This is a genomic window from Streptoalloteichus hindustanus (assembly GCF_900129375.1).
Lineage (GTDB): Bacteria > Actinomycetota > Actinomycetes > Mycobacteriales > Pseudonocardiaceae > Streptoalloteichus > Streptoalloteichus hindustanus.
Map to the genome: position 1 here is coordinate 281,715 of NZ_FQVN01000006.1, position 20,185 is coordinate 301,899.

Consider the following 20,185-nt stretch of genomic DNA (forward strand, 5'->3'; position numbering starts at 1 on the left):
TCGCGGCCTCGGGGTTGACCGTCCCCCGAACGGTCCTCGGGAGGTTAGCCTGTCCTAACCCGAGTCGACCATGGGCTGGTCAGGTGGGCGAAGGTCACAATTCGGGCAGTGCTGGGCCCATCACCGCTGGTCGCCGACCTGGCCGGGTTCGTCCGGCGCCCCGAGGCGCGTCCTGAGCCCGGCCAGCAGCACCCGCAGGAGATCGGCCAGCCGCTCCTGCTGCTCGTCCGAGAGGTCGTCGAGCAACTCCTGCTCGTGGGTCAACAGCCGGTCCACCGTGACCTCGACGACGTGGTGCCCCCGGGCGCTGAGCTCGACGTGCCGGGTGCGGCGACCGGAGGCTGTCCGCTCCACGTGGACCAGGCCGTCCGCCTCCGCCCTGACCACCCGCTGGGAGATCGCCCCGGCGCTGACCAGGCACTGCTCGGCGAGCTGCGCGGGGGTCATCCGGTAGGGCGGGCCGGCGCGGCGCAGGGTGGACAACAGGTCGAGGGTCGCCTGGTCGACGCCGAGCGCGGCGAGGGTGCGGCGGCGGTCGTCGCCGAGCAGCTTGGCGGCGTGCCAGACCCGCGAGATCACGCCGATCGAGCGCACCGGTGTCTCCGGCCGTTCGCGGCGCCACGCGTGCTCGATCGCGTCGACGGCGTCGAAGTCGGGCTTCTCCGGTGGGCGCACCTGATCTAGTCTACCGGTAGATGTTTAGGTCTAAACATCTAGGACGAATCGCATGTACGAGGGAGGAACGATGACCAGGACGGCCGTCGTGACCGGGGGCGCCACCGGCATCGGGCGGGCGGTCGCCGCCCGGCTGGCCGCCGCCGACGTGGACGTCGTGATCACCGGTCGGCGCGCCGACCGGCTGGCCGCGACGGCGGCCGAGCTCGGCGACCGGGTGCGGGCGGTGGCGTTCGACGCCGCCGACCCGGACTCGGTGCTGGCCGCGCTGCCCGAACTGCCGGACCGGATCGACGTGTTGGTCAACAACGCCGGCGGCAACGTCGAGAACTACCACCCCCTGCCGGAGAACCCCGGTCTCGCCGAGATCCGCGCGGCGTGGCTGGCCAACCTGGAGGCCAACCTGCTCACCGCGGTGCTGGTCACCACGGCGCTGCGGGACCGGATCGCCCCGGGTGGCCGGGTGGTCAGCATCGGCTCGATCGCCGGGCGCACCGGCGGCGGACACGGCTACGGCGCGGCCAAGGCCGGCATGGAGGCGTGGAACGCCACGCTGGCGGCCGACCTCGGGCAGCGGGGCGCCACCGCCAACGTCGTGGCGCCCGGCCTGATCGAGGACACCGAGTTCTTCGGGGACGCCCTCCCCGAGGACCGGCGGCGGTGGCTCGTCGCCCAGACCGCCACCGGTCGCGCCGGCCGGCCGGACGACGTCGCCGCCACCGTCGCGTTCCTCGCCTCGCCGGACGCGGGGCACGTCACGGGGCAGGTCGTGCACGTCAACGGGGGCGCGCACCGGGGGCTGTAGGCCACCGGCGCTCCCCCAGCCGGACGAGTGGGGGAGCGCCGGGGTGCGACGATGGGCGGGTGACGCGGATCGTGGCCGGGACGGCCGGTGGACGACGGATCGCGGTGCCACCCCGCGGCACCCGCCCCACCTCGGAGCGGGTGCGGGAGGCCCTGTTCAGCGCGTTGGAGGCGATGTTCGACCTCGACGGCGCGCGCGTGCTGGACCTCTACGCCGGCTCCGGGGCGCTCGGGCTGGAGGCGTTGTCGCGCGGCGCGGGGCACGCCCTGTTCGTGGAGGCCGAGCGGAAGGCCGCCGACCTGCTGCGCCGCAACGTGGCCGACCTGCGGTTGCGGGGCGCGGAGGTGCGGACGGGCGCGGTGGCCGCGGTGCTCGCCGAGACGCCCGCCCTGCCCTACGACGTGGTCTTCGCGGACCCGCCCTACGCGTTGGGCGAGGCGGAGCTGCGCGACGTGCTCGCCCGGCTGGTCGACCGGCGGTGGTTGGCGGCCGGCGCGGTGGTCCTGGTCGAGCGCTCGGTGAGGAGCGCCGACCCGGAGTGGCCCGCGTCGCTCACGGTCCTGCGCAGCCGCAGGTACGGGGACACCGCCGTGCACTGGGCGGAGTACGTGGGGGCGAACGCCGGTGCCGGTGCCGATGCGGACGCCGGTGCGGACGCCGGACCGGGGGCGGACTCGGGCGCCGGGAACGACCCGGCCGCGACGGGGAGTTGACCCGGCGGACGGGCGTTCGGACGTGCCGCTTTCCGCTGTTCGTCCGGCTTCGCGAGGCGCCCTCGCCGGCTCCGCTCACCGCCCGCCACACTGCCAGGTGACAACGGTCACGCTGCGGGATCGACCTCGTGGAGATCGCCCGTTCGGCTGCTACGGTCCGGGCTCATGAGGCGTGCCGTCTACCCCGGCTCCTACGACCCGGTCACGAACGGTCACCTGGACATCGTGGAGCGGGCGGCTCGGCTGTTCGACGAGGTCGTCGTCGCGGTGATGATCAACAAGAGCAAGAGCACGCTCTTCACCGTCGAGGAGCGGATGGACATGCTCCGCGAGGTGACCGCGCACCTGCCGAACGTCCGGGTGGACTCCTGGCACGGCCTGCTCGTCGACTACTGTCGGCAGCGCCAGATCAACGCCATCGTCAAGGGCCTGCGCGCGGTCAGCGACTTCGACTACGAGCTGCAGATGGCGCAGATGAACCAGCGGCTGTCCGGGGTGGAGACCCTGTTCATGGCCGCGAACCCGCTCTACAGCTTCCTCGCCAGCTCCCTGGCCAAGGAGGTCGCCCAGTTCGGCGGCGACGTCTCCGGCCTGCTGCCGCCGCTGGTGGAGAAGCGCGTCCAGCAGCGGCTCGCCGAGCGCGCCTGACGCGCGTCGCCATTCACACTTCGCCACGCCGCACTTCGTCACGCCCCGCCCCGCGTCGCCGAATCGAGTCGGCGCGCCCGGAGTCGGCCGTGCCCGGCCGCGTGCGCGGATGGCGTGCCGACGGGTGTCTCCTCTACTGCCGAGTTGGCCTACCCGATCGTGTGACCTTCGGTGGAGTGAGAGCGGCGCTTCGGGGGATGTCGTCCGGGGCGGAGCCGCGCCAGACTCAGGGGAACGCCGCATTTCCGGCACAGCGGACAACCGTGCCCGCGAATCACCGGAAGTCGTCGCGAGCTGCTGTCGATTTCACGTGATCGACAACCAACGATCACTTCGCCGCACTACCGTCCGCGGCCATGGGTCACATCTCAGTGCGCGCCGCCAAGGCGTTAGTCGTCTCCCTGTTCGCGGTGCTCGGCCTGGTGGGCGGCCTCGCCTCGCCGGCCCTCGCCGCCCCCGAGGCCACGGCCTCGCTGGCCTCCGCCTCCTGCGGGGACACGTCCGACTTCCGCAAGGTCAAGCTCTCCAGCCTGCCCAAGCAGGCCGCCGACACCGTCCGGCTGATCAAGAACGACGGTCCGTTCCCGTACCCGCAGGACGGCACGGTCTTCAAGAACCGCGAGAAGATCCTGCCCAAGTGCCCCAAGGGCTACTACCACGAGTACACCGTCAAGACCCCGGGCAGCTCGCACCGCGGCGCCCGGCGGATCGTCACCGGTGACGACGGCGAGTACTTCTACACCTCCGACCACTACCGCAGCTTCGTTCTGGTCAACATCTACGCTTGATCCGTCCGGTTGCCTTCCCACGCGGCTGACACGCGTGGGAAGGCAATCCCCGGGGCTGGTGAGCGCGGAGGGCAGACTGGTGCGGAAGTTGCCGCCGGCGGGCGAGGAGACGGGCGTGTACCGGGTGTTCGAGGCTCTCGACGAACTGGTCACCATCGTCGAGGAGGCGCGCGGCGTTCCCATGACCTCCGGCTGCGTCGTCCCCAGGGGCGACGTGCTGGAGCTGCTCGACGACGTGCGGGACGCGATCCCCGCCGAGCTGGACGACGCCCAGGACGTGCTCGACCACCGGGACGAGGTCGTCGCCAACGCGCGCGCCGAGGCGGAGAAGCTCGTCGGGCAGGCCCGCGCCGACGTGGAGCGGTCGCTGGCCGAGGCGCGGGCGGAGGCGGAGCGGCTGGTGTCCGAGGCCCGGGCGCACGCCGACCGCGTGGTCTCCGACGCGCGGGGCGAGGCCGAGCGCGCCGTGGCCGCCGGCCGCGCGCACTACGAGGAGCTGGTGGGCCGGGCGCAGGCCGAGGCCGACCGGATGCTGCAGGCCGGCCGGGAGTCCTACGAGCGCGCCGTCGAGGACGGCCGCGCCGAGCAGGCCAGGCTGGTGTCCCAGACCGAGGTGGTCCAGGCCGCGCGCGCGGAGTCGCAGCGCGTCGTGGAGGCCGCCACCGCCGAGGCGCAGCGGCTGCGCGGCGAGTGCGACGCCTACGTCGACAACAAGCTGGCCGACTTCGAGGACCTGCTCGGGCGCACGATGCGCACCGTGGAGAAGGGCCGTCAGCAGCTGAGGAGCCCGGTGGGCAGCGGCAACGGCGTTGCCGGCTTCGACTACCAGATGTGAGCCTGAGCCGCCCGGCCGCGTGGCGCGGTCCTCACTGACCGTCGCTCCGCCGTTACCCGGCCTCCACCTGCCGTTGACCAGGGCCGGCGCACCGATTTCCACAAGCGCCGACGCGTCCCGTACCCTGGGCGAGCTGGCCGCGTCCGTTCGCCAGCGAGCCAACTCTGGAGAAGATGTCCGAGTCCGCCATGCCCGAGCACACCGCCGCAGCGGCGCACCCCGCACCGACGAGCCCCTGGGTCATCGACACCAGGGACCTCGGCCGTCGCGCTGGAAACAGTCGTCGCCAGGTCAGGACCGCGCCGGCTCCGGTCGGCTTCGGCTTCCCCGGTGTGATCGAGGTGCCCGAGGGCACCGACGTGGAGTTGGACCTCCTGCTGGAGTCGGTGGTGGAGGGGGTCCTGGTCTCCGGGACCGTCACCGCGCCGACCTTCGGCGAGTGCTCGCGTTGCCTGGACGAGCTGTCCGGGCGGATCTCGGTGGACGTCACCGAGCTGTTCGCCTACCCGGACAGCGCGACCGAGGCCAGCACCGACGAGGACGAGGTGAGCCGGGTCGTCGACGACCTGATCGACCTCGAGCCCGTGGTCCGCGACGCCGTGGTGCTGGCGCTGCCCCGGATCCCGCTGTGTTCGGCGGACTGCCCGGGGCTGTGCCCGGAGTGCGGCGGCAAGCTGGCCGAGCTCGGCCCCGACCACGGGCATGAGAGGATTGACCCTCGCTGGGCCGCGCTGAGGGAGCGGCTCGGCGACACCGAGGAGGAGAACTAGTCGTGGCCGTCCCGAAGCGGAAGATGTCGCGTGCCAACACCCGCTCGCGTCGCGCGCAGTGGAAGACGAGCGCGCCCGTCCTGGTGGCGTGCAGCAACCGCGCGTGCCGGCAGCCGAAGCTGCAGCACGTGGCGTGCCCGCACTGCGGCACCTACGACGGCCGCCAGGTCGTCCAGCCGGCCTGAGCGGGGCGGCGCTCGTGGGGGGTAGGGCGACGCGGGGCAGGGCTGTGGACCGGGCCTCGCTGCTCGAAGCGCTCGGCGTCGAACTCGACGCCGAGCTCCTCACGCTCGCGCTGACCCACCGGTCCTACGCGTACGAGAACGGCGGCATCCCGCCGAACGAGCGGTTGGAGTTCCTCGGCGACGCGGTGCTCGGCCTGGTGGTCACCGACCACCTGTACCGGGCGCACAGCGACCTGGCCGAGGGCCAGCTCGCGAAGCTGCGGGCCAGCGTGGTCAACATGCACGCGCTCGCCGGGGTCGCCCGTGCGCTGGGACCGGGCGGGCTCGGCGCGCACCTGCTGCTGGGCAAGGGTGAGGAGCTGACCGGTGGCCGGGACAAGGCGAGCATCCTCGCCGACGGCCTGGAGGCCGTGATCGGCGCCGTCTACCTCCAGCACGGGGTGGAGACGGCCAGGGACCTGGTGCACCGGCTGTTCGACACGCTGTTGGCGGAGGCGCCCCGGCGGGGCGCCGGCCTGGACTGGAAGACCAGCCTCCAGGAGCTCACCGCGGCGGAGAACCTCGGCGTGCCGGAGTACCGGGTCGCCGAGGAGGGTCCGGACCACCGCAAGGAGTTCACCGCGACCGTGCTCGTGGCGGGCAACCCGCTGGGCACGGGGGACGGGCGGACCAAGAAGGAGGCCGAGCAGAAGGCCGCCGAGGCCGCCTGGCGCGCGCTGTCCGTCGGGTCCGAGAGCGACGCGGGTGACGCTGCCGACACGTCCGGCGCAACCGCCGACGCGTCCGGTGTCCCCGACGCCGCCGCGCGCAACGGCGTGGCCGACGGTGGGGAGCCCGGCTCCGTCAGCTGAGCGGCACGATCGACCACGGGACCGGGTCGGGGATCTCTCCCCGGCCCGGTCCTGTCGTGTTTCCGGGCACAGGGCGGGCCCCGGGGCGGGTTCTGTCACCGCCGGCGGTGACAATCGGGGACGTGCCCGAACTGCCCGAGGTCGAGGTCGTCCGTCGTGGACTCCACCAGCACGTCGCCGGTCGCGTGGTCGCCGAGGTGGAGGTGCTGCACCCCCGCGCGGTCCGGCGGCACCTGCCGGGCGGGGCGGACTTCGCCGCCCGGCTGGTCGGCCGCCGGTTCGAGGCGGCCCGGCGGCGCGGCAAGTACCTGTGGCTCGACCTCGACGGCGGGACCGAGGCGGTGCTCGCCCATCTCGGCATGAGCGGGCAGATGCTCGTCCAGCCGGTGGGCGCGCCGGACGAGACGCACCTGCGGGTGCGCTTCCGGTTCGCCGACGGCGGCCCCGAACTGCGGTTCGTGGACCAGCGCACGTTCGGCGGGCTCGCGTTGACCGACCTGGTCCCGTCGGCGGGGACGCTGGTGCCGGAGCCGGTCGCGCACATCGCGCTGGACCCGCTCGACCCCGCCTACGATCCGGACGCCGCGGTGACCGCGCTGCGTCGGCGGCGCACGGAAATCAAGCGCGCGTTGCTGGACCAGACCCTGGTGTCGGGCATCGGCAACATCTACGCCGACGAGGCGTTGTGGCGGGTCGGGCTGCACGGGGCGCGGGCGACCTCGGGTCTGCCCCTGGCGAAGGCGCACGCGCTGCTGTCCGCGGCCACCGAGGTGATGACCGAGGCGCTCGGGTTCGGCGGCACCTCCTTCGACGCGATGTACGTCAACGTGAACGGCGAGTCGGGGTACTTCGACCGCTCGCTCAACGTGTACGGGCAGGAGGGCCGGCCGTGCCCGCGGTGCGGTGCCGCGATCCGGCGTGACCCGTTCATGAACCGCTCGTCGTTCACCTGTCCGAGCTGCCAGCCCCGGCCGCGCGGCGACTGACGTCCTCTCCCTGGTCAGGCCCTGTGGTGGGGGCTGCTTCGCACACTAGTGCGCATTGCGTAGTAGTGTTCGTGCCACAACAGAGGGGGAGGTGGCGTGGACACCAGCCAACTGCTCAAGGGTGTGCTCGACCTCGCGGTGCTGGCCGTGCTGCGCGCGGAGGACGGTTACGGCTACGACGTGCTCCGCAGGCTTCGGAAGGCCGGCCTGGCCGAGGTCGGCGACGCCTCGGTGTACGGCACGCTGCGCCGGCTCTACCGGGCCGGCCTGCTCACGTCGTACGTGGTCCCCAGCGAGGAGGGCCCGCACCGCAAGTACTACAGCCTGAACGCCACGGGACGGGAGCGGTTGGCCGAGGCGGCCACCACGTGGCGGGCGTTCGCGACGGCGATGAACGACCTGGTGGAGGCGGCATGAACACGACGGTGGAGAACGGCGTCGGGGCCTACCTGGAGCGGATGCGCGCGGCGTTGTCCGACCTCCCGCCGGGGGAGGTCGCCGACGTGCTGGAGGACGTGGCGCCGCACCTCGCGGAGGTCGCCGCCGAGCTCGGCGGCGCGCCCACGGTCCAGGCGCTGGCGCAGCGGTGTGGCGAGCCGGAGGCGTACGCCGCCGAGCTGCGGGCGGCGGCCGGCTACCCGGAGCCGAGCGCGAGCGCGAGCGCGTCGACCGGGCGCGGCGGGGCGGTCGCCGCCAGGGTGGCGGTCTGGAGCGCCGCCGCCGCAGCGGCGGTGTTCCTCGTGTTGCCGTCGGTGATGGTGGCCACCCGGGGTCACTACACCGACGTCCGGTTGCTGGCCACGCTGGTGGTCCTCCTGCTCGTCGGGGTCGCGTTGGTCTCAGCGCCGTTCCTGAGCCGGACCTCTCCCGGCGTGCCCGAGGCGGCGCGACTGTTCGAGGTGCGGCTGGCGCTGGGTTGGGTCGCCGACCTGAAGGGGCGCTCCCGGCGGGTGACGTCCTACCTCGCGTCGTTGCAGCCGGCGTGGTGGTTGGTGCGCGCGATGGTCGTCGGCCTGCTCGCCGCCTGGATCGCGCCCTCGGCGAACCAGGTCCTCACCGCGGTCGTCGTCAGCGCGGTCGTCCTGGTCCCCTCGCTGTGGCTGGGTCAGCGGAGCCGGACCGACCGGCGCTGGTTGTGGCTGGTCGTGCCGGCCAACGCGTTCGCGGCCGGGCTGTGCCTGACCCTGGCGAGCATCGGCTCGGACATCGCCACCCCGTCCCGCCAGGCCGGCACCGTGTCAGTCCCGCAGGGGCTCTGGAACGGTGGTCGCCACGTGGAGAACCTGTACGTCTTCGACCGGGACGGCAAGCCCCTGACCGACGTGTACGTCTACGACCACGAGGGCCGGCCCGTCGACCTTGTCAGCCGGTCCTGCGACTTCACACACCCCGGTGAGAAGGGGAACCAGTACCCGCGTCCGATGGCCCGCTTCGGCAGTGACGGGAAGTGCCGGGAGGTCGAGGGAACCCCGTTCTCGGTGGCGATCCCGAAGTCGAAGCCCAGCTCGTCGGCGAAGCCGTCGACCAGCGCGACGCCAGAGCAGTCGGCGTCCGGCGCTCCGTCGTCCGCTCCAGCCACCACGTCCGCTCCGAGCGCGACATCCGCTCCGGCGACCACGGCCGGTCGCTGAGAAGAGAGGAGGAGCGCCGGGCCACCGCAGTGGCCCGGCGCTCCCGGTGTGCTTACCTGGTCGACAACACGCGCTCGACGTCCCCGGCTTCCCGCCGCCGGGAACGCCTCAGGAGGCGGCCGGCTCCATGAGGTGGAGCGGAAGCCGGGCTCCGGTGACCTCGCGCATGTTCTCGATCAGGGTGAGGACGGCCCGCGCCCAGGGCAGGATGCGGTGACCGTCGGGGGTGAGCCGGGACCCCGCGGGCTCCCGGTGGAACAGTCGTGCCCCCAGTGTCTTCTCCAGACAGCGGATCTGGTAGCTGATCGCCGGCTGGGAGTACCCCAGTGCCCGGGCCGCCAGGTCCATCCGGCCCAGTTCGGCGATGCGGACGAACGCACGTAACTCCCGCTCGTGCACCGTCGTTCCCCTCTCCTTGCCCTCCTCGGAGGGAATGAGGTGAGTAATTCACTATCTATCGAAGATGAGTGGAACATTAGCAACGAACGGGGTCGGCGCTCCACGAAATCCGCGCATTTCTGACCTGATCCGGTCGGGCAGCCTTGTGCCGGACCGGGGTGAGTGGTAGTGCTCTCAGCGGCCCGCCAGCCGGCGTAGCAGGGGGGTGGCGGCCAGCACGATCTCCCGCTCGTCCGGCTCCAGCTCCGCCATCCTGCGGTCGAGCAGCTCGGCCTCCCGGCGGGCGACCGAGGTGATGCGCTCCTGGCCCTCGTCGGTGAGGATGATCAGCACCGCCCGCCCGTCGGCGGGGTCCGGCTCGCGCCGCGCGAGCCCCGCCGCCTCCAGCACGGCCACCACGGTGGTGGCGGTCGGCTGGGAGCAGGGGACCCGCGCGGCCAGCTCGCCGATGCGCATCGGGCCGTGCTCCGCGAGCAGCGACAGCACGATGAGCTGGGTCGGCGGGAGGTCGGTGGTCGACAACCGCAAGGTCCGGTTCAACCGGTGCACGGCCAGCACGAGCTGGAGCGCGTCGTCCTCGGTCACCTGACGTTCCACCGGCACTCTCCCGCCTGTCCGACTTCTCCCGGTCAGGACAGTTTGAGCACTGGGCGGCGAATGTCCAACCAGGTGGCCACGTCGAGCAGCCGCTCCATGCCGTTGCGCTGACCGGGGGCGACCTCCTCCGGCGCCCGGCGGGCCAGGTCGCGCACCGCGTCGCGGTCGAACAGCTCCAGCGCCGGGTGGTCGGCGGCGACCAGGTCGCCCACCTGCCGCTGCACGGCGACCAGGTACTGCGGGTCCTGGGTCGACGGGTACGGGCTCTTCACCCGCTCGACGACCGAGCGCGGCAGCACGTCCTGCGTCGCCGCGCGCAGCAGGCTCTTCTCCCTGCCGTCGAAGGTCTTCATCGACCACGGCGTGTTGAACACGTACTCGACCAGCCGGTGGTCGCAGAACGGCACCCGGACCTCCAGGCCGACCGCCATGCTCATCCGGTCCTTGCGGTCCAGCAGCATCCGCACGAACCGGGTCAGGTGCAGGTAGCAGATCCGCCGCATGCGCCGCTCGTGCTCGTCCTCGCCGTCGAGCGCGGGGACCTCGGCCACCGCCTCGGCGTACCGGTCCCGGAGGTAGCCGCCCAGGTCGAGGGTGGCCGACAGGCCGGGGTCGAGCAGCGAGGTGGGCAGGTGCGGGCTGGTCAGCGCGGTCGCCACCCAGGGGAACATGTCGGCCTGCTGCACCTTGGGGTCGTGGAACCACTTGTAGCCGCCGAACACCTCGTCGGCCGACTCGCCGGACAGGGCGACCGTCGAGTGCTCCCGGATCGACCGGAACAGCAGCAGCAACGAGTAGTCCATGTCGCCGAAGCCGATCGGGAAGTCCCTGGCCGCCACGGTCTGCCGGCGGATCTCCGGGTCGGCCAGCGCGGTGTGGTCGAGCACGATGTCGCGGTGCTCGGAGCCGACGTGCTGGGCCACGTCGCGCACGTACGGCGCGTCCGGGGTGCCGCGCAGGTCGTCGGGTCGGAAGTTCTCGGCCTGCCCGACGAAGTCCACGGCGAAGCTGCGCACCCGCTCGCCCTGCTCGTCGAGCTGCCGCGCGGCCAGCGCGGTGATCGCGCTGGAGTCCAGGCCGCCGGACAGCAGCACGCACCTCGGCACGTCGGCGACGAGCTGGCGCCGCACGATGTCGTCGAGCAGCTCGCGCACGCGGCCGACGGTGGTGGGGACGTCGTCGCGGTGCTCGACGGCCTCCAGGCGCCAGTAGGTGTGCTCCCGCAGCCCGTTGCGGTCGACCGTCACGACGGTGCCGGGGAGCACCTCGCGCATGCCGGCGTAGACGGCCTGCCCCGGCGTCTTGCTGAAGCTGAACAGCTCCCGCAGGCCGTCGGCGTCGACCACCGGCTCGACCAGCGGGTTGGCCAGGATCGCCTTGGGCTCCGAGCCGAACAGCACGCCGTCGGCGGTGGGGTAGTGGTACAGCGGCTTGATGCCCATCCGGTCGCGGACCAGCACGAGCTTGTCCGCCCGGCCGTCCCAGATCGCGAAGGCGTACATGCCGTTGAGGTGCTCGGCCACGGCCTCGCCCCACTCCAGGTAGCCCCGCAGGACCACCTCGGTGTCGCTGTCGGTCCGGAACTCGTGGCCCCGGCGGCGCAGCTCGGCGCGCAGCTCCACGAAGTTGTACGCCTCACCGCTGTAGGTCATGGCGACCGGGCCGGTGGGCGTGTCCACGGTCATCGGCTGCCGGCCGCCGGCCAGGTCGATGATCGACAGCCGGCGGTGGCCCAGGCCGGCGTGCCGGCTGAGCCAGACGCCGGAGGCGTCCGGCCCCCGGCAGAGCATCGTCTCGGTCATGGCGTCCAGCGCCGGACGCTCGGTGGTGAGGTCCCGGTCGAAGGCCACCCAGCCAGCGATACCGCACACGTCGCTACTCCTCCTGCGCTCGGGTTCACATACATAGGCAATCTATGTACTTGAGCGGACGGTAACAGTCCCGCGACTGGGTGGTCATGTCGACGTGACCTGTTGCACTCGGTCACCGATGGTCCGTTCGGTCCTGTTTGTTCCACCAAAACGGGTGAATCCGCACCGTCTCCCGTCAAGAACGCGTCAACGCGGGTGGGGGCGGCGTCAAGAGACCATCAGATGCGCCCGAACGGCCCTACCCGCAGAGCACGCTTTCCGGCGAACCGGTCACCAGAAGGGGTGACCCGTCACCGAAGAGGGGTGCACGCAGATGGCCGATCTGGCCTACGCGGTGCTGCTGATTGGTGTGTTCCTGCTCCTCGCGCTGACCCTGCGCGGTCTGGAGCGGCTGTGAGCACCGGCCTCGTGGCGAACGTCGTCGGCGCGGTCCTCGCGGTGCTGCTGATCGTCTACCTGTTCGTCGCCCTCGTCCGTCCGGAGAAGTTCTGATGTCCCCAACCCTGGCCGGCCTGGCCCAGGTCGGCCTCCTCGTCGTGGCCCTGGCCGTGTGCTACCGGCCCCTCGGCGACCACATGGCCCGCGTCTACACCACCGACCGGCACTGGAAGGTGGAGCGCGCGCTGTACCGCCTGGTCCGGGTGAACCCGGACTCCGAGCAGCGGTGGACCACCTACGCCGCCGGCGTCCTCGGGTTCTCCTTCGTCTCGATCGTCCTGCTGTACCTGCTGCAGCGCCTCCAGCCGCTGCTGCCGCTGGACCTCGGTCGGGGCGCGGTCGAGCCCGGGATCGCGTTCAACACCGCCGTCAGCTTCGTGACGAACACGAACTGGCAGTCCTACTCGCCCGAGGCGGTGCTGGGGCACACGGTGCAGATGGCCGGCCTGACCGTGCAGAACTTCGTCTCCGCCGCCGTCGGCATGGCCGTCGCGGTGGCGCTGGTCCGCGGTTTCGTCCGGGCGCGGACCGACCGCCTCGGCAACTTCTGGGTCGACCTGACCCGCGGCGTCACCCGCGTCCTGCTGCCGATCGCCTTCGTGGCCGCGATCGTGCTGGTCGCGCTCGGCGCGGTGATGAGCCTGGCCAAGGGCGTGCAGATCACCGGGGTGGACGGCGTGCAGCGCACGCTGGCGCTGGCCCCCGCCGCCAGCCAGGAGGTCATCAAGGAACTGGGCACCAACGGCGGCGGCATCTTCAACGCCAACTCGGCGCACCCCTTCGAGAACCCCAACGCCTGGACCAACCTCTTCGAGATCTTCCTGATCCTGCTGATCCCGGTCGCGCTGACCAGGACGCTGGGCTCGATGGTCGGCGACCGGAAGCAGGGCTACGTCCTGCTGTCGGTGATGGGCCTGCTCTGGGCGGCGCTGCTGAGCGTCGCGTGGTGGGCCGAGTCGCACCCCAACGGCGTGGCCTCGCTCGCCGCGGGCGCCGCGATGGAGGGCAAGGAGGTCCGGTTCGGCATCCCGAGCACGGCGTTGTTCGCGGTGAGCACCACCGGCACCTCCACCGGCGCGGTCAACGGCACGCACGACAGCCTCACCGGCCTCGGCGGTGGCGTCACCCTGCTCAACATGCTGCTCGGCGAGGTCGCGCCGGGCGGGGTCGGCGCCGGCCTGTACGGCATCCTGGTGATGGCCGTGATCGCGGTCTTCCTCGCCGGCCTGATGGTCGGCCGCACCCCCGAGTACCTGGGCAAGAAGCTGGGCCGCCGGGAGGTCACCGCCGCCGCGATCGCCATGCTCGCCATGCCGACGGTCGTCCTGCTCGGCACCGGCGTCGCGCTGCTGCTGCCCAGCACCACGGGCGCCCTCAACAACCCCGGCGCCCACGGGCTGTCCGAGGTGCTCTACGCGTACGCCTCCACCGGCAACAACAACGGCAGCGCGTTCGGCGGCCTCACCGTGACCAGCGACTTCTTCCAGTCCACGCTGGGCGTCGCGATGCTGCTCGGCCGCTTCCTGCCCATCCTCGCGGTGCTGGCGCTGGCGGGCTCGCTGGCCCAGCAGCGGAAGGTGCCGGCCACCGCCGGCACGCTGCCCACCGGCAGCCCGCTGTTCGCCGGGATGCTCCTCGGCACCGTCGTCCTCGTCGCCGCGCTGACCTTCCTGCCGGCGCTGGCGCTCGGCCCCATCGCGGAGGCTCTGGCATGAGCACCACCACCCCGCTCCGCACGCCGGAGCACGACCCGTACACCCCGGAGCAGGCCCAGGAGCTGCACGCCGAGCGCACCGGGCGCCGGATGAGCGCCGGCGCGTTCAACGCGCGCCAGCTCGTGACCTCGCTGCCGGACGCGTTCCGCAAGCTGCACCCCCGGCACCAGCTCCCGAACCCCGTCATGTTCGTGGTGTGGGTCGGGTCGGTGCTGGTCACGGTGTTCGCCGTGCTGGAGCCGACCGTCTTCAGCATCGCGGTGGCCGCGTGGCTGTGGTTCACCGTGTTGTTCGCGAACCTGGCCGAGGCGGTCGCCGAGGGCCGGGGCAAGGCGCAGGCCGAGTCGCTGCGGAAGATGCGCAGGGACACGGTGGCGCGCCGCCTGCGCGAGGACGGCGCCGAGGAGGAGGTGCCCGGCAACGACCTGCGGGTCGGCGACCTGGTGGTCGTGGAGGCGGGGCAGGTCATCCCGGGCGACGGCGACATCGTCGAGGGCATCGCGACCGTCGACGAGTCGGCGATCACCGGCGAGTCCGCCCCGGTGATCCGCGAGTCCGGCGGTGACCGCTCGGCGGTCACCGGCGGCACCACCGTGCTGTCCGACCGGATCGTCGTGCGGATCGCGACGAAGCCCGGCGAGTCCTTCGTGGACAAGATGATCGCGCTGGTCGAGGGCGCCGAGCGGCAGAAGACGCCGAACGAGGTCGCGCTGACCATCCTGCTGTCCACGCTGACGATCATCTTCCTGCTGGTCGCCCTGGCGCTGCAGCCGATGGCCGCCTACTCCGGCCGGCAGGTCTCGGTGATCGTGCTGACCGCGCTGCTGGTCTGCCTGATCCCGACCACCATCGGCGCGCTGCTCTCCGCGATCGGCATCGCCGGCATGGACCGGCTGGTGCAGCGCAACGTGCTGGCCAAGTCCGGTCGCGCGGTCGAGGCCGCCGGCGACATCGACACGCTGCTGCTCGACAAGACCGGCACCATCACCTTCGGCAACCGGCGGTGCACGGAGCTGATCCCGGTCGGCGGCGTCGACCGGGGCGAGCTGGCCGCCGGCGCGCGGTTGTCCAGCCTGGCCGACGAGACGCCCGAGGGGCGCAGCATCGTCGCCTTCTGCGCGGAGAACCACGGTGTGGACAACAACGGCGCGGCGGGCGACGGCGCCCCGGCCGGCGAGGTGGTCAACGTCCCGTTCACCGCGCAGACGCGGATGAGCGGCGTCGACCTCGACGGCCGGCAGGTCCGCAAGGGCGCCGCCGGCTCGGTGAAGGCGTGGATCCGCGAGCACGGCGGCACGGTTCCGTCCGAAGTGGACGATGTCGTGGACGCCATCTCGGCCGAGGGCGGGACGCCGCTGGTGTGCGCGGAGGCGCGCGACGGCTCGGCCAGGGTGCTCGGCGTGATCCGGCTGTCCGACGTGGTCAAGCCCGGCATGCGGGAGCGGTTCGAGGAACTGCGGGCCATGGGCATCCGCACCGTCATGGTCACCGGCGACAACCCGTTGACGGCCAGGGCGATCGCCGAGGAGGCGGGCGTCGACGACTACCTCGCCGAGGCCAAGCCCGAGGACAAGATGGAGCTGATCCGCCGGGAGCAGGAGGGCGGCCGGCTGGTCGCCATGACCGGCGACGGCACCAACGACGCCCCCGCGCTGGCCCAGGCCGACGTGGGCGTGGCGATGAACACCGGGACCATGGCGGCCAAGGAGGCCGGCAACATGGTCGACCTGGACTCCGACCCGACCAAGCTGATCGAGGTCGTCGAGGTCGGCAAGCAGATGCTGATCACGCGGGGCGCGCTGACCACCTTCAGCATCGCCAACGACCTGGCGAAGTACTTCGCCATCCTGCCGGCGATGTTCATGGCCATCTACCCGCAGCTCGACAAGATCAACATCATGCGGCTGGCCACCCCGGAGTCGGCGATCCTGTCCGCGGTCATCTTCAACGCCCTGGTGATCGTGGCGCTGATCCCGCTCGCGCTGCGCGGCGTGCGCTACCGCCCGTCGACGGCCTCCGCGCTGCTGCGGCGCAACCTGCTGGTGTACGGCCTGGGCGGCATCGTCACGCCGTTCGTCGGCATCTGGCTCATCGACCTGCTGGTCCGGCTGATCCCGGGAATCGGGTGATCACGAGATGAAGTCCCTCACCAACCTGCTGCGGCAGACCGGAGCCGGTCTGCGGGTCCTGCTGGTGATGACCGTGCTGCTCGGCGTGCTCTACCCGCTCGCCGTGTGGGGCGTCACCCGGCTGCCCGGCCTGCGCGACAACGCGGAGGGCTCGGTGGTCCGGGTCAACGAGACCGCGATGGGCTCCGAGCTGATCGGCGTCGACCCGGTCGACCCCAGGGCCAAGGACAACCCCACGGCCGACCGCTGGTTCCACACCCGCCCGTCGGCCACCGTCACCGACCAGCTCGGACCGGACGACGTGCTGCCCTCCGGCGGCTCGAACAAGGCCGGCGACAACGACGACCTGCGCAAGGCCGTCGAGGAGCGCAGGGGCGCCGTCGCCGCCCGCGAGCAGGTGGACCCGGCCAGCGTGCCCGCCGACGCGGTGACCGCCTCGGCCAGCGGCCTCGACCCGCACATCAGCCGGGCCTACGCCGACCTCCAGGCCCGCCGCGTGGCCAGGGAGAACGGCATCGCCGAGCAGCGGGTGCGCGACCTGGTCGCCGAGCACACGCGGGGCCGCGCGCTCGGCGTGCTCGGCGAACCCGGGGTCAACGTGACAACACTCAACCTCGCCGTCCAGCGCGAGGCCAAGCGTTGACAACCACCGGGGGACCCCGTGGCCGCCTCTTGCGGCTACGGGGTCCCTTGTCTGTCGACGACGGTCTCACCGCTGGTCGACCCGGCCCAGGAATGACGGACACTGAGAACGTGAGCACGGACCGACCAACCCGACGACGACGCGGGGAACTGCGCATCTACCTCGGCGCGGCCCCCGGCGTCGGCAAGACCTACGCGATGCTCGGCGAGGCGCACCGGCGCGCCGAGCGGGGCACCGACGTCGTCGTCGGCTACGTCGAGACGCACGGCCGCGCCAGGACGGCGCAACTGCTCCAGGGGCTCGAAGTGGTGCCGAGGATGGTCCTGGCGCACCGCGGCGTCGAGCTGACCGAGATGGACGTCGACGCGGTCATCGCGCGCCGGCCGGCCGTCGCGCTGGTCGACGAGCTGGCGCACACCAACGCGCCGGGCTCGCGCAACGCCAAGCGCTGGCAGGACATCGACGAGCTGCTCGACGCCGGCATCGACGTGCTGTCCACGGTGAACGTCCAGCACCTGGAGAGCCTCAACGACGTCGTCGAGAGCATCACCGGGGTGCGCCAGCAGGAGACCGTGCCCGACGAGGTCGTGCGCCGCGCCGAGCAGGTCGAGCTGGTCGACCTCACGCCCGAGGCGCTGCGCCGCCGGCTCGCGCACGGCAACGTCTACCCGGCGCACAAGGTCGACGCCGCGCTGTCGAACTACTTCCGGCCGGGCAACCTCACCGCGCTGCGGGAGCTGGCGCTGCTGTGGGTGGCCGACCAGGTCGACGTGGCGTTGCAGCGCTACCGGGCCGACCACGCGATCACCGACACCTGGGAGGCCAGGGAGCGGGTGGTCGTCGCGATCACCGGCGGCGCGGAGAGCGAGACGTTGATCCGCAGGGCGCGCCGGATCGCCAACCGCGCCGGCGCCGAACTGCTGGTGCTGCACATCCTGCGCGGCGACGGGCTCGCGGGCGCTCCGCCGCAGGCGGTGGTCCGCTACCGCAAGCTCGCCGACGACGTGGGCGCCAGCTTCCACACCGTGGTCGGCGACGACGTGCCGACCGCGCTGCTGGACTTCGCCAGGGGCGTCAACGCCACCCAGCTCGTGCTGGGCACCTCGCGGCGGTCCCGGCTGGCCCGGCTGTTCGACGAGGGCATCGGCGCGACCGTGGTGCAGGAGTCGGGGCCGATCGACGTCCACATGGTCACGCACGACGAGGCGGGGCACGGCAGGGCGATGCAGTGGGTGCGCAGCGGGCTCACCTCGTTCCGCAAGGTCCTGGGCTGGCTGCTCGCGGTGCTGCTGCCCGCGGTGGCGACCGCGCTCGGGCTGTGGATGGCCCAGGACCTGATCCTGTCCACCAACGTCATCGACTACTTCCTGGCCACGGTGATCGTGGCCCTCGTGGGCGGGCTGGGGCCGGCGCTGCTCGCCGCCGCGCTGAGCGGCCTGATGCTCAACTTCTTCTTCACCGAGCCGGTCTACACGCTCGGCATCTCCACCCAGGAGAACATCATCACGCTGGTGGCGATGGTGGTGGTCGCGGTGATGGTGGCGATCGTGGTGGACCGCGCGGCCCGGCGCGCCGAGCAGGCGGCGCGGGCCGGCACCGAAGCCGCGCTGCTGGCCTCCTACGCGCGGACCGTGCTCACCCACCCGCACCCGGTGGCCCGGCTGCTGGAGAAGGTGCGGGAGAACTTCGCGCTCAACTCGGTGGCGCTGCTGGAACGCCGCGACGGCCGGTGGGAGCGGGTGACCTCGGTGGGCGACGACGGCTGCCAGCGGCCCGAGGACGCGGACCTGGACATCCCGGTGACCAGGGACGTGCACCTGGCGCTGCGGGGCCGAAAGCTCGCCGCCGCCGACCGCAGGGTGCTGGAGGCCGCCGCCGGCCAGGCGCTGATGGCGTTGCGGCAGCAGCGGATGGCGGTGGCGACCATGGAGGCGGAGCGGAAGGCGGCCACCACCGAGCTGCGCACCGCGCTGCTGTCGGCCGTGGGGCACGATCTGCGCACACCGCTCACGTCGATCAAGGCGGCGGTGGGGAGCCTGCGCGACCAGGACCTCCGACTGTCCGAAGAGGACACCCAGGAGTTGCTGGCCACGGTGGAGGAGTCGGCCGACCGGCTGACGGCGTTGGTGGGCAACCTGCTGGACTCCTCGCGGCTGGCCACCGGGGCGGTGCGGCCCCGCCTGCGGGCCGTGGGGTACTACGAGGTGGTGGCGCGCGCGTTGACCGGTCTGGAGGGCCGGCGGTGGGTCGCCGTCGACGTGGACGACCACCTCCCGCTGGTGCGGGCCGACGTCGGCCTGCTGGAGCGGGTGGTGGCCAACGTCGTCGACAACGCGCTGCGGTACGGCCGGCGGCCCGACCAGCTCCGGCCGGAGGTCGCCGTGCGGGCCAGCGCGCACGCCGACCGGGTGGAGCTGCGGATCGTCGACCACGGCCCGGGGCTGCCCAGGGACGCCGCCGACGAGGTGTTCGCGCCGTTCCAGCGGCTGGGCGACCGGGACGCCAGCACCGGCGTCGGGCTGGGCCTGAGCGTGGCGAAGGGGTTCACCGAGGCGATGGACGGCACGATCAGGGCCGAGGACACCCCGGGCGGGGGCCTCACCGTGGTCGTCTCGTTGCCCGTCGCGCGGCGGCACGAGCGCGAGGAGGTCGCGGAGGCATGACGAAGGTCCTGGTGGTGGACGACGAGCCGCAGATCGTGCGGGCGTTGCGGATCAACCTCGCGGCGCGGGGTTACCAGGTGCTCACCGCGCACGACGGGACGACCGCGTTGAAGGCCGCCGCCGAGGGCCGGCCGGACGTGGTGGTGCTCGACCTCGGCCTGCCGGACGTGGACGGCACCGAGGTGATCGCCGGGCTGCGCGGCTGGACCACCGTCCCGATCATCGTCCTGTCCGCGCGCACCGACTCCGCCGACAAGGTCGAGGCGCTGGACGCGGGCGCGGACGACTACGTGACCAAGCCGTTCGGCATGGACGAGCTGCTGGCCCGGCTGCGCGCGGCGGTGCGCCGCTCCGCCGCCTCCGTCAGCGACGGCGAGCCGGTCGTCCGCACCGCGTCGTTCACCGTGGACCTCGCGGCCAAGAAGGTGCTGCGGGAGGACGCCGAGGTGCACCTGACGCCGACCGAGTGGGGCATCCTCGAAGTGCTGGTGCGCAACAGCGGGCGCCTGGTGGCGCAGAAGCAGTTGCTCAAGGAGGTCTGGGGCCCGGCCTACGCCACCGAGACCCACTACCTGCGGGTGTACCTCGCCCAACTGCGCCGCAAGCTGGAGCCGGAGCCCTCGCGCCCCCGCCACCTGATCACCGAGCCCGGCATGGGTTACCGCTTCGAGCCCTGACCGGGGCGCGCCCCCGCCGGCGCCCCGCTGACGGCCGCGGCCGATCGCCCCCGCTGGTGGACACAGTGGAGCGGTGGGCGCGCCCGGAGTTCCGGCCGTCCAGTACACCGCACTGGGCCGGGCGGGTGGAATCGCGCGGCCAGCGGGTGAACGTGGCCGCGGCTCC

General features: G+C 72.5%; 20 protein-coding genes and 1 pseudogene. 17 read left to right on the forward strand and 4 right to left on the reverse strand.

The window, feature by feature from the left end; translation table 11 throughout:
• Positions 1-120 precede the first annotated feature (120 nt).
• Positions 121-675: a MarR family winged helix-turn-helix transcriptional regulator gene (locus BUE43_RS20055; RefSeq protein WP_073485459.1), complete on the reverse strand. Its 555-nt coding sequence runs from the start codon at positions 673-675 to the stop codon at positions 121-123.
• Between the two features lie 70 nt (positions 676-745).
• On the opposite strand from BUE43_RS20055, the gene BUE43_RS20060 reads away from it, so the two are divergent.
• From BUE43_RS20060 to BUE43_RS20110, 11 genes and pseudogenes are all read left to right on the forward strand, one after another.
• Positions 746-1,480 carry an SDR family NAD(P)-dependent oxidoreductase gene (locus BUE43_RS20060; protein WP_073486106.1) on the forward strand — a complete coding sequence of 245 codons (735 nt, stop codon included), beginning with the start codon at positions 746-748 and terminating at the stop codon, positions 1,478-1,480.
• Positions 1,481-1,539: 59 nt separating this feature from the next.
• Positions 1,540-2,088: pseudogene (rsmD, locus tag BUE43_RS20065) on the forward strand (16S rRNA (guanine(966)-N(2))-methyltransferase RsmD); the annotation flags it as partial.
• 270 nt (positions 2,089-2,358) lie between these two features.
• Positions 2,359-2,841 carry a pantetheine-phosphate adenylyltransferase gene (gene coaD, locus BUE43_RS20070; protein WP_073485463.1) on the forward strand — a complete coding sequence of 161 codons (483 nt, stop codon included), beginning with the start codon at positions 2,359-2,361 and terminating at the stop codon, positions 2,839-2,841.
• A gap of 356 nt (positions 2,842-3,197) precedes the next feature.
• Complete coding sequence (locus BUE43_RS20075) at positions 3,198-3,629, forward strand: guanyl-specific ribonuclease (protein ID WP_073485465.1); 432 nt, start codon at positions 3,198-3,200, stop codon at positions 3,627-3,629.
• Positions 3,630-3,744: 115 nt separating this feature from the next.
• Positions 3,745-4,464 carry a flotillin family protein gene (locus BUE43_RS20080; RefSeq protein ID WP_073486108.1) on the forward strand — a complete coding sequence of 240 codons (720 nt, stop codon included), beginning with the start codon at positions 3,745-3,747 and terminating at the stop codon, positions 4,462-4,464.
• A gap of 188 nt (positions 4,465-4,652) precedes the next feature.
• Positions 4,653-5,234, forward strand: a complete 582-nt coding sequence (locus BUE43_RS20085; protein WP_073486110.1) for a YceD family protein — start codon at positions 4,653-4,655, stop codon at positions 5,232-5,234.
• 2 nt (positions 5,235-5,236) lie between these two features.
• The gene (gene rpmF, locus BUE43_RS20090) at positions 5,237-5,419 is read left to right on the forward strand and encodes a 50S ribosomal protein L32 (protein WP_073485467.1); all 183 of its coding nucleotides are present in this window, start codon (positions 5,237-5,239) and stop codon (positions 5,417-5,419) included.
• Positions 5,420-5,433: 14 nt separating this feature from the next.
• Positions 5,434-6,270 (forward strand): ribonuclease III, encoded by an 837-nt coding sequence (gene rnc, locus BUE43_RS20095; RefSeq protein ID WP_083959858.1) that lies wholly within the window; start codon positions 5,434-5,436, stop codon positions 6,268-6,270.
• A 122-nt stretch (positions 6,271-6,392) separates the two neighbouring features.
• Positions 6,393-7,256, forward strand: a complete 864-nt coding sequence (gene mutM / locus BUE43_RS20100; RefSeq protein WP_073485469.1) for a bifunctional DNA-formamidopyrimidine glycosylase/DNA-(apurinic or apyrimidinic site) lyase — start codon at positions 6,393-6,395, stop codon at positions 7,254-7,256.
• A 96-nt stretch (positions 7,257-7,352) separates the two neighbouring features.
• Positions 7,353-7,673 carry a PadR family transcriptional regulator gene (locus tag BUE43_RS20105; RefSeq protein WP_073485472.1) on the forward strand — a complete coding sequence of 107 codons (321 nt, stop codon included), beginning with the start codon at positions 7,353-7,355 and terminating at the stop codon, positions 7,671-7,673.
• On the forward strand, positions 7,670-8,887 hold the full coding sequence (locus BUE43_RS20110; RefSeq protein ID WP_073485475.1) for an HAAS signaling domain-containing protein: 1,218 nt from the start codon (positions 7,670-7,672) through the stop codon (positions 8,885-8,887). The genes BUE43_RS20105 and BUE43_RS20110 overlap by 4 nt, the downstream gene beginning before the upstream one ends.
• A gap of 108 nt (positions 8,888-8,995) precedes the next feature.
• Here BUE43_RS20110 and BUE43_RS35810 read toward each other — a convergent pair whose 3' ends face one another.
• From BUE43_RS35810 to asnB, 3 genes are all read right to left on the reverse strand, one after another.
• Entirely contained in the window at positions 8,996-9,286 is a 291-nt protein-coding gene (locus tag BUE43_RS35810; RefSeq protein ID WP_073485477.1) for a helix-turn-helix domain-containing protein, read from the reverse strand.
• A 174-nt stretch (positions 9,287-9,460) separates the two neighbouring features.
• The gene (locus BUE43_RS20120) at positions 9,461-9,883 is read right to left on the reverse strand and encodes a MarR family winged helix-turn-helix transcriptional regulator (RefSeq protein ID WP_143174267.1); all 423 of its coding nucleotides are present in this window, start codon (positions 9,881-9,883) and stop codon (positions 9,461-9,463) included.
• 32 nt (positions 9,884-9,915) lie between these two features.
• Positions 9,916-11,754, reverse strand: a complete 1,839-nt coding sequence (gene asnB / locus BUE43_RS20125) for an asparagine synthase (glutamine-hydrolyzing) (protein WP_073485482.1) — start codon at positions 11,752-11,754, stop codon at positions 9,916-9,918.
• A 393-nt stretch (positions 11,755-12,147) separates the two neighbouring features.
• On the opposite strand from asnB, the gene kdpF reads away from it, so the two are divergent.
• The 6 genes from kdpF to BUE43_RS20155 all read left to right on the forward strand — a co-directional run bounded on the left by kdpF (position 12,148) and on the right by BUE43_RS20155 (position 20,019).
• Positions 12,148-12,246 carry a K(+)-transporting ATPase subunit F gene (kdpF, locus tag BUE43_RS35255; RefSeq protein WP_073485484.1) on the forward strand — a complete coding sequence of 33 codons (99 nt, stop codon included), beginning with the start codon at positions 12,148-12,150 and terminating at the stop codon, positions 12,244-12,246.
• On the forward strand, positions 12,246-13,907 hold the full coding sequence (gene kdpA / locus BUE43_RS20135) for a potassium-transporting ATPase subunit KdpA (RefSeq protein WP_073485487.1): 1,662 nt from the start codon (positions 12,246-12,248) through the stop codon (positions 13,905-13,907). Before kdpF ends, kdpA begins: the two co-directional genes overlap by 1 nt.
• 89 nt (positions 13,908-13,996) lie before the next feature.
• The gene (gene kdpB, locus BUE43_RS20140; protein WP_234995832.1) at positions 13,997-16,036 is read left to right on the forward strand and encodes a potassium-transporting ATPase subunit KdpB; all 2,040 of its coding nucleotides are present in this window, start codon (positions 13,997-13,999) and stop codon (positions 16,034-16,036) included.
• Between the two features lie 7 nt (positions 16,037-16,043).
• Positions 16,044-16,679: a potassium-transporting ATPase subunit C gene (locus BUE43_RS20145; protein WP_073485492.1), complete on the forward strand. Its 636-nt coding sequence runs from the start codon at positions 16,044-16,046 to the stop codon at positions 16,677-16,679.
• Between the two features lie 92 nt (positions 16,680-16,771).
• Positions 16,772-19,342, forward strand: coding sequence for a DUF4118 domain-containing protein (locus BUE43_RS20150; protein ID WP_073485494.1), 2,571 nt, complete (start codon positions 16,772-16,774; stop codon positions 19,340-19,342).
• Entirely contained in the window at positions 19,339-20,019 is a 681-nt protein-coding gene (locus BUE43_RS20155) for a response regulator (RefSeq protein ID WP_073485497.1), read from the forward strand. The genes BUE43_RS20150 and BUE43_RS20155 overlap by 4 nt, the downstream gene beginning before the upstream one ends.
• Positions 20,020-20,185 lie beyond the last annotated feature (166 nt).

Bases quoted from the DNA above. Each gene is read 5' to 3' on its own strand.
- BUE43_RS20060 (WP_073486106.1), top strand. From the start codon at position 746: ATGACCAGGACGGCCGTCGTGACCGGGGGCGCCACCGGCATCGGGCGG.
- BUE43_RS20150 (WP_073485494.1), top strand. From the start codon at position 16,772: ATGACGGACACTGAGAACGTGAGCACGGACCGACCAACCCGACGACGA.
- BUE43_RS20110 (WP_073485475.1), top strand. From the start codon at position 7,670: ATGAACACGACGGTGGAGAACGGCGTCGGGGCCTACCTGGAGCGGATG.
- BUE43_RS20145 (WP_073485492.1), top strand. From the start codon at position 16,044: ATGAAGTCCCTCACCAACCTGCTGCGGCAGACCGGAGCCGGTCTGCGG.
- BUE43_RS20085 (WP_073486110.1), top strand. From the start codon at position 4,653: ATGCCCGAGCACACCGCCGCAGCGGCGCACCCCGCACCGACGAGCCCC.
- BUE43_RS20075 (WP_073485465.1), top strand. From the start codon at position 3,198: ATGGGTCACATCTCAGTGCGCGCCGCCAAGGCGTTAGTCGTCTCCCTG.
- kdpB (WP_234995832.1), top strand. From the start codon at position 13,997: ATGAGCGCCGGCGCGTTCAACGCGCGCCAGCTCGTGACCTCGCTGCCG.
- coaD (WP_073485463.1), top strand. From the start codon at position 2,359: ATGAGGCGTGCCGTCTACCCCGGCTCCTACGACCCGGTCACGAACGGT.
- kdpA (WP_073485487.1), top strand. From the start codon at position 12,246: ATGTCCCCAACCCTGGCCGGCCTGGCCCAGGTCGGCCTCCTCGTCGTG.
- BUE43_RS20155 (WP_073485497.1), top strand. From the start codon at position 19,339: ATGACGAAGGTCCTGGTGGTGGACGACGAGCCGCAGATCGTGCGGGCG.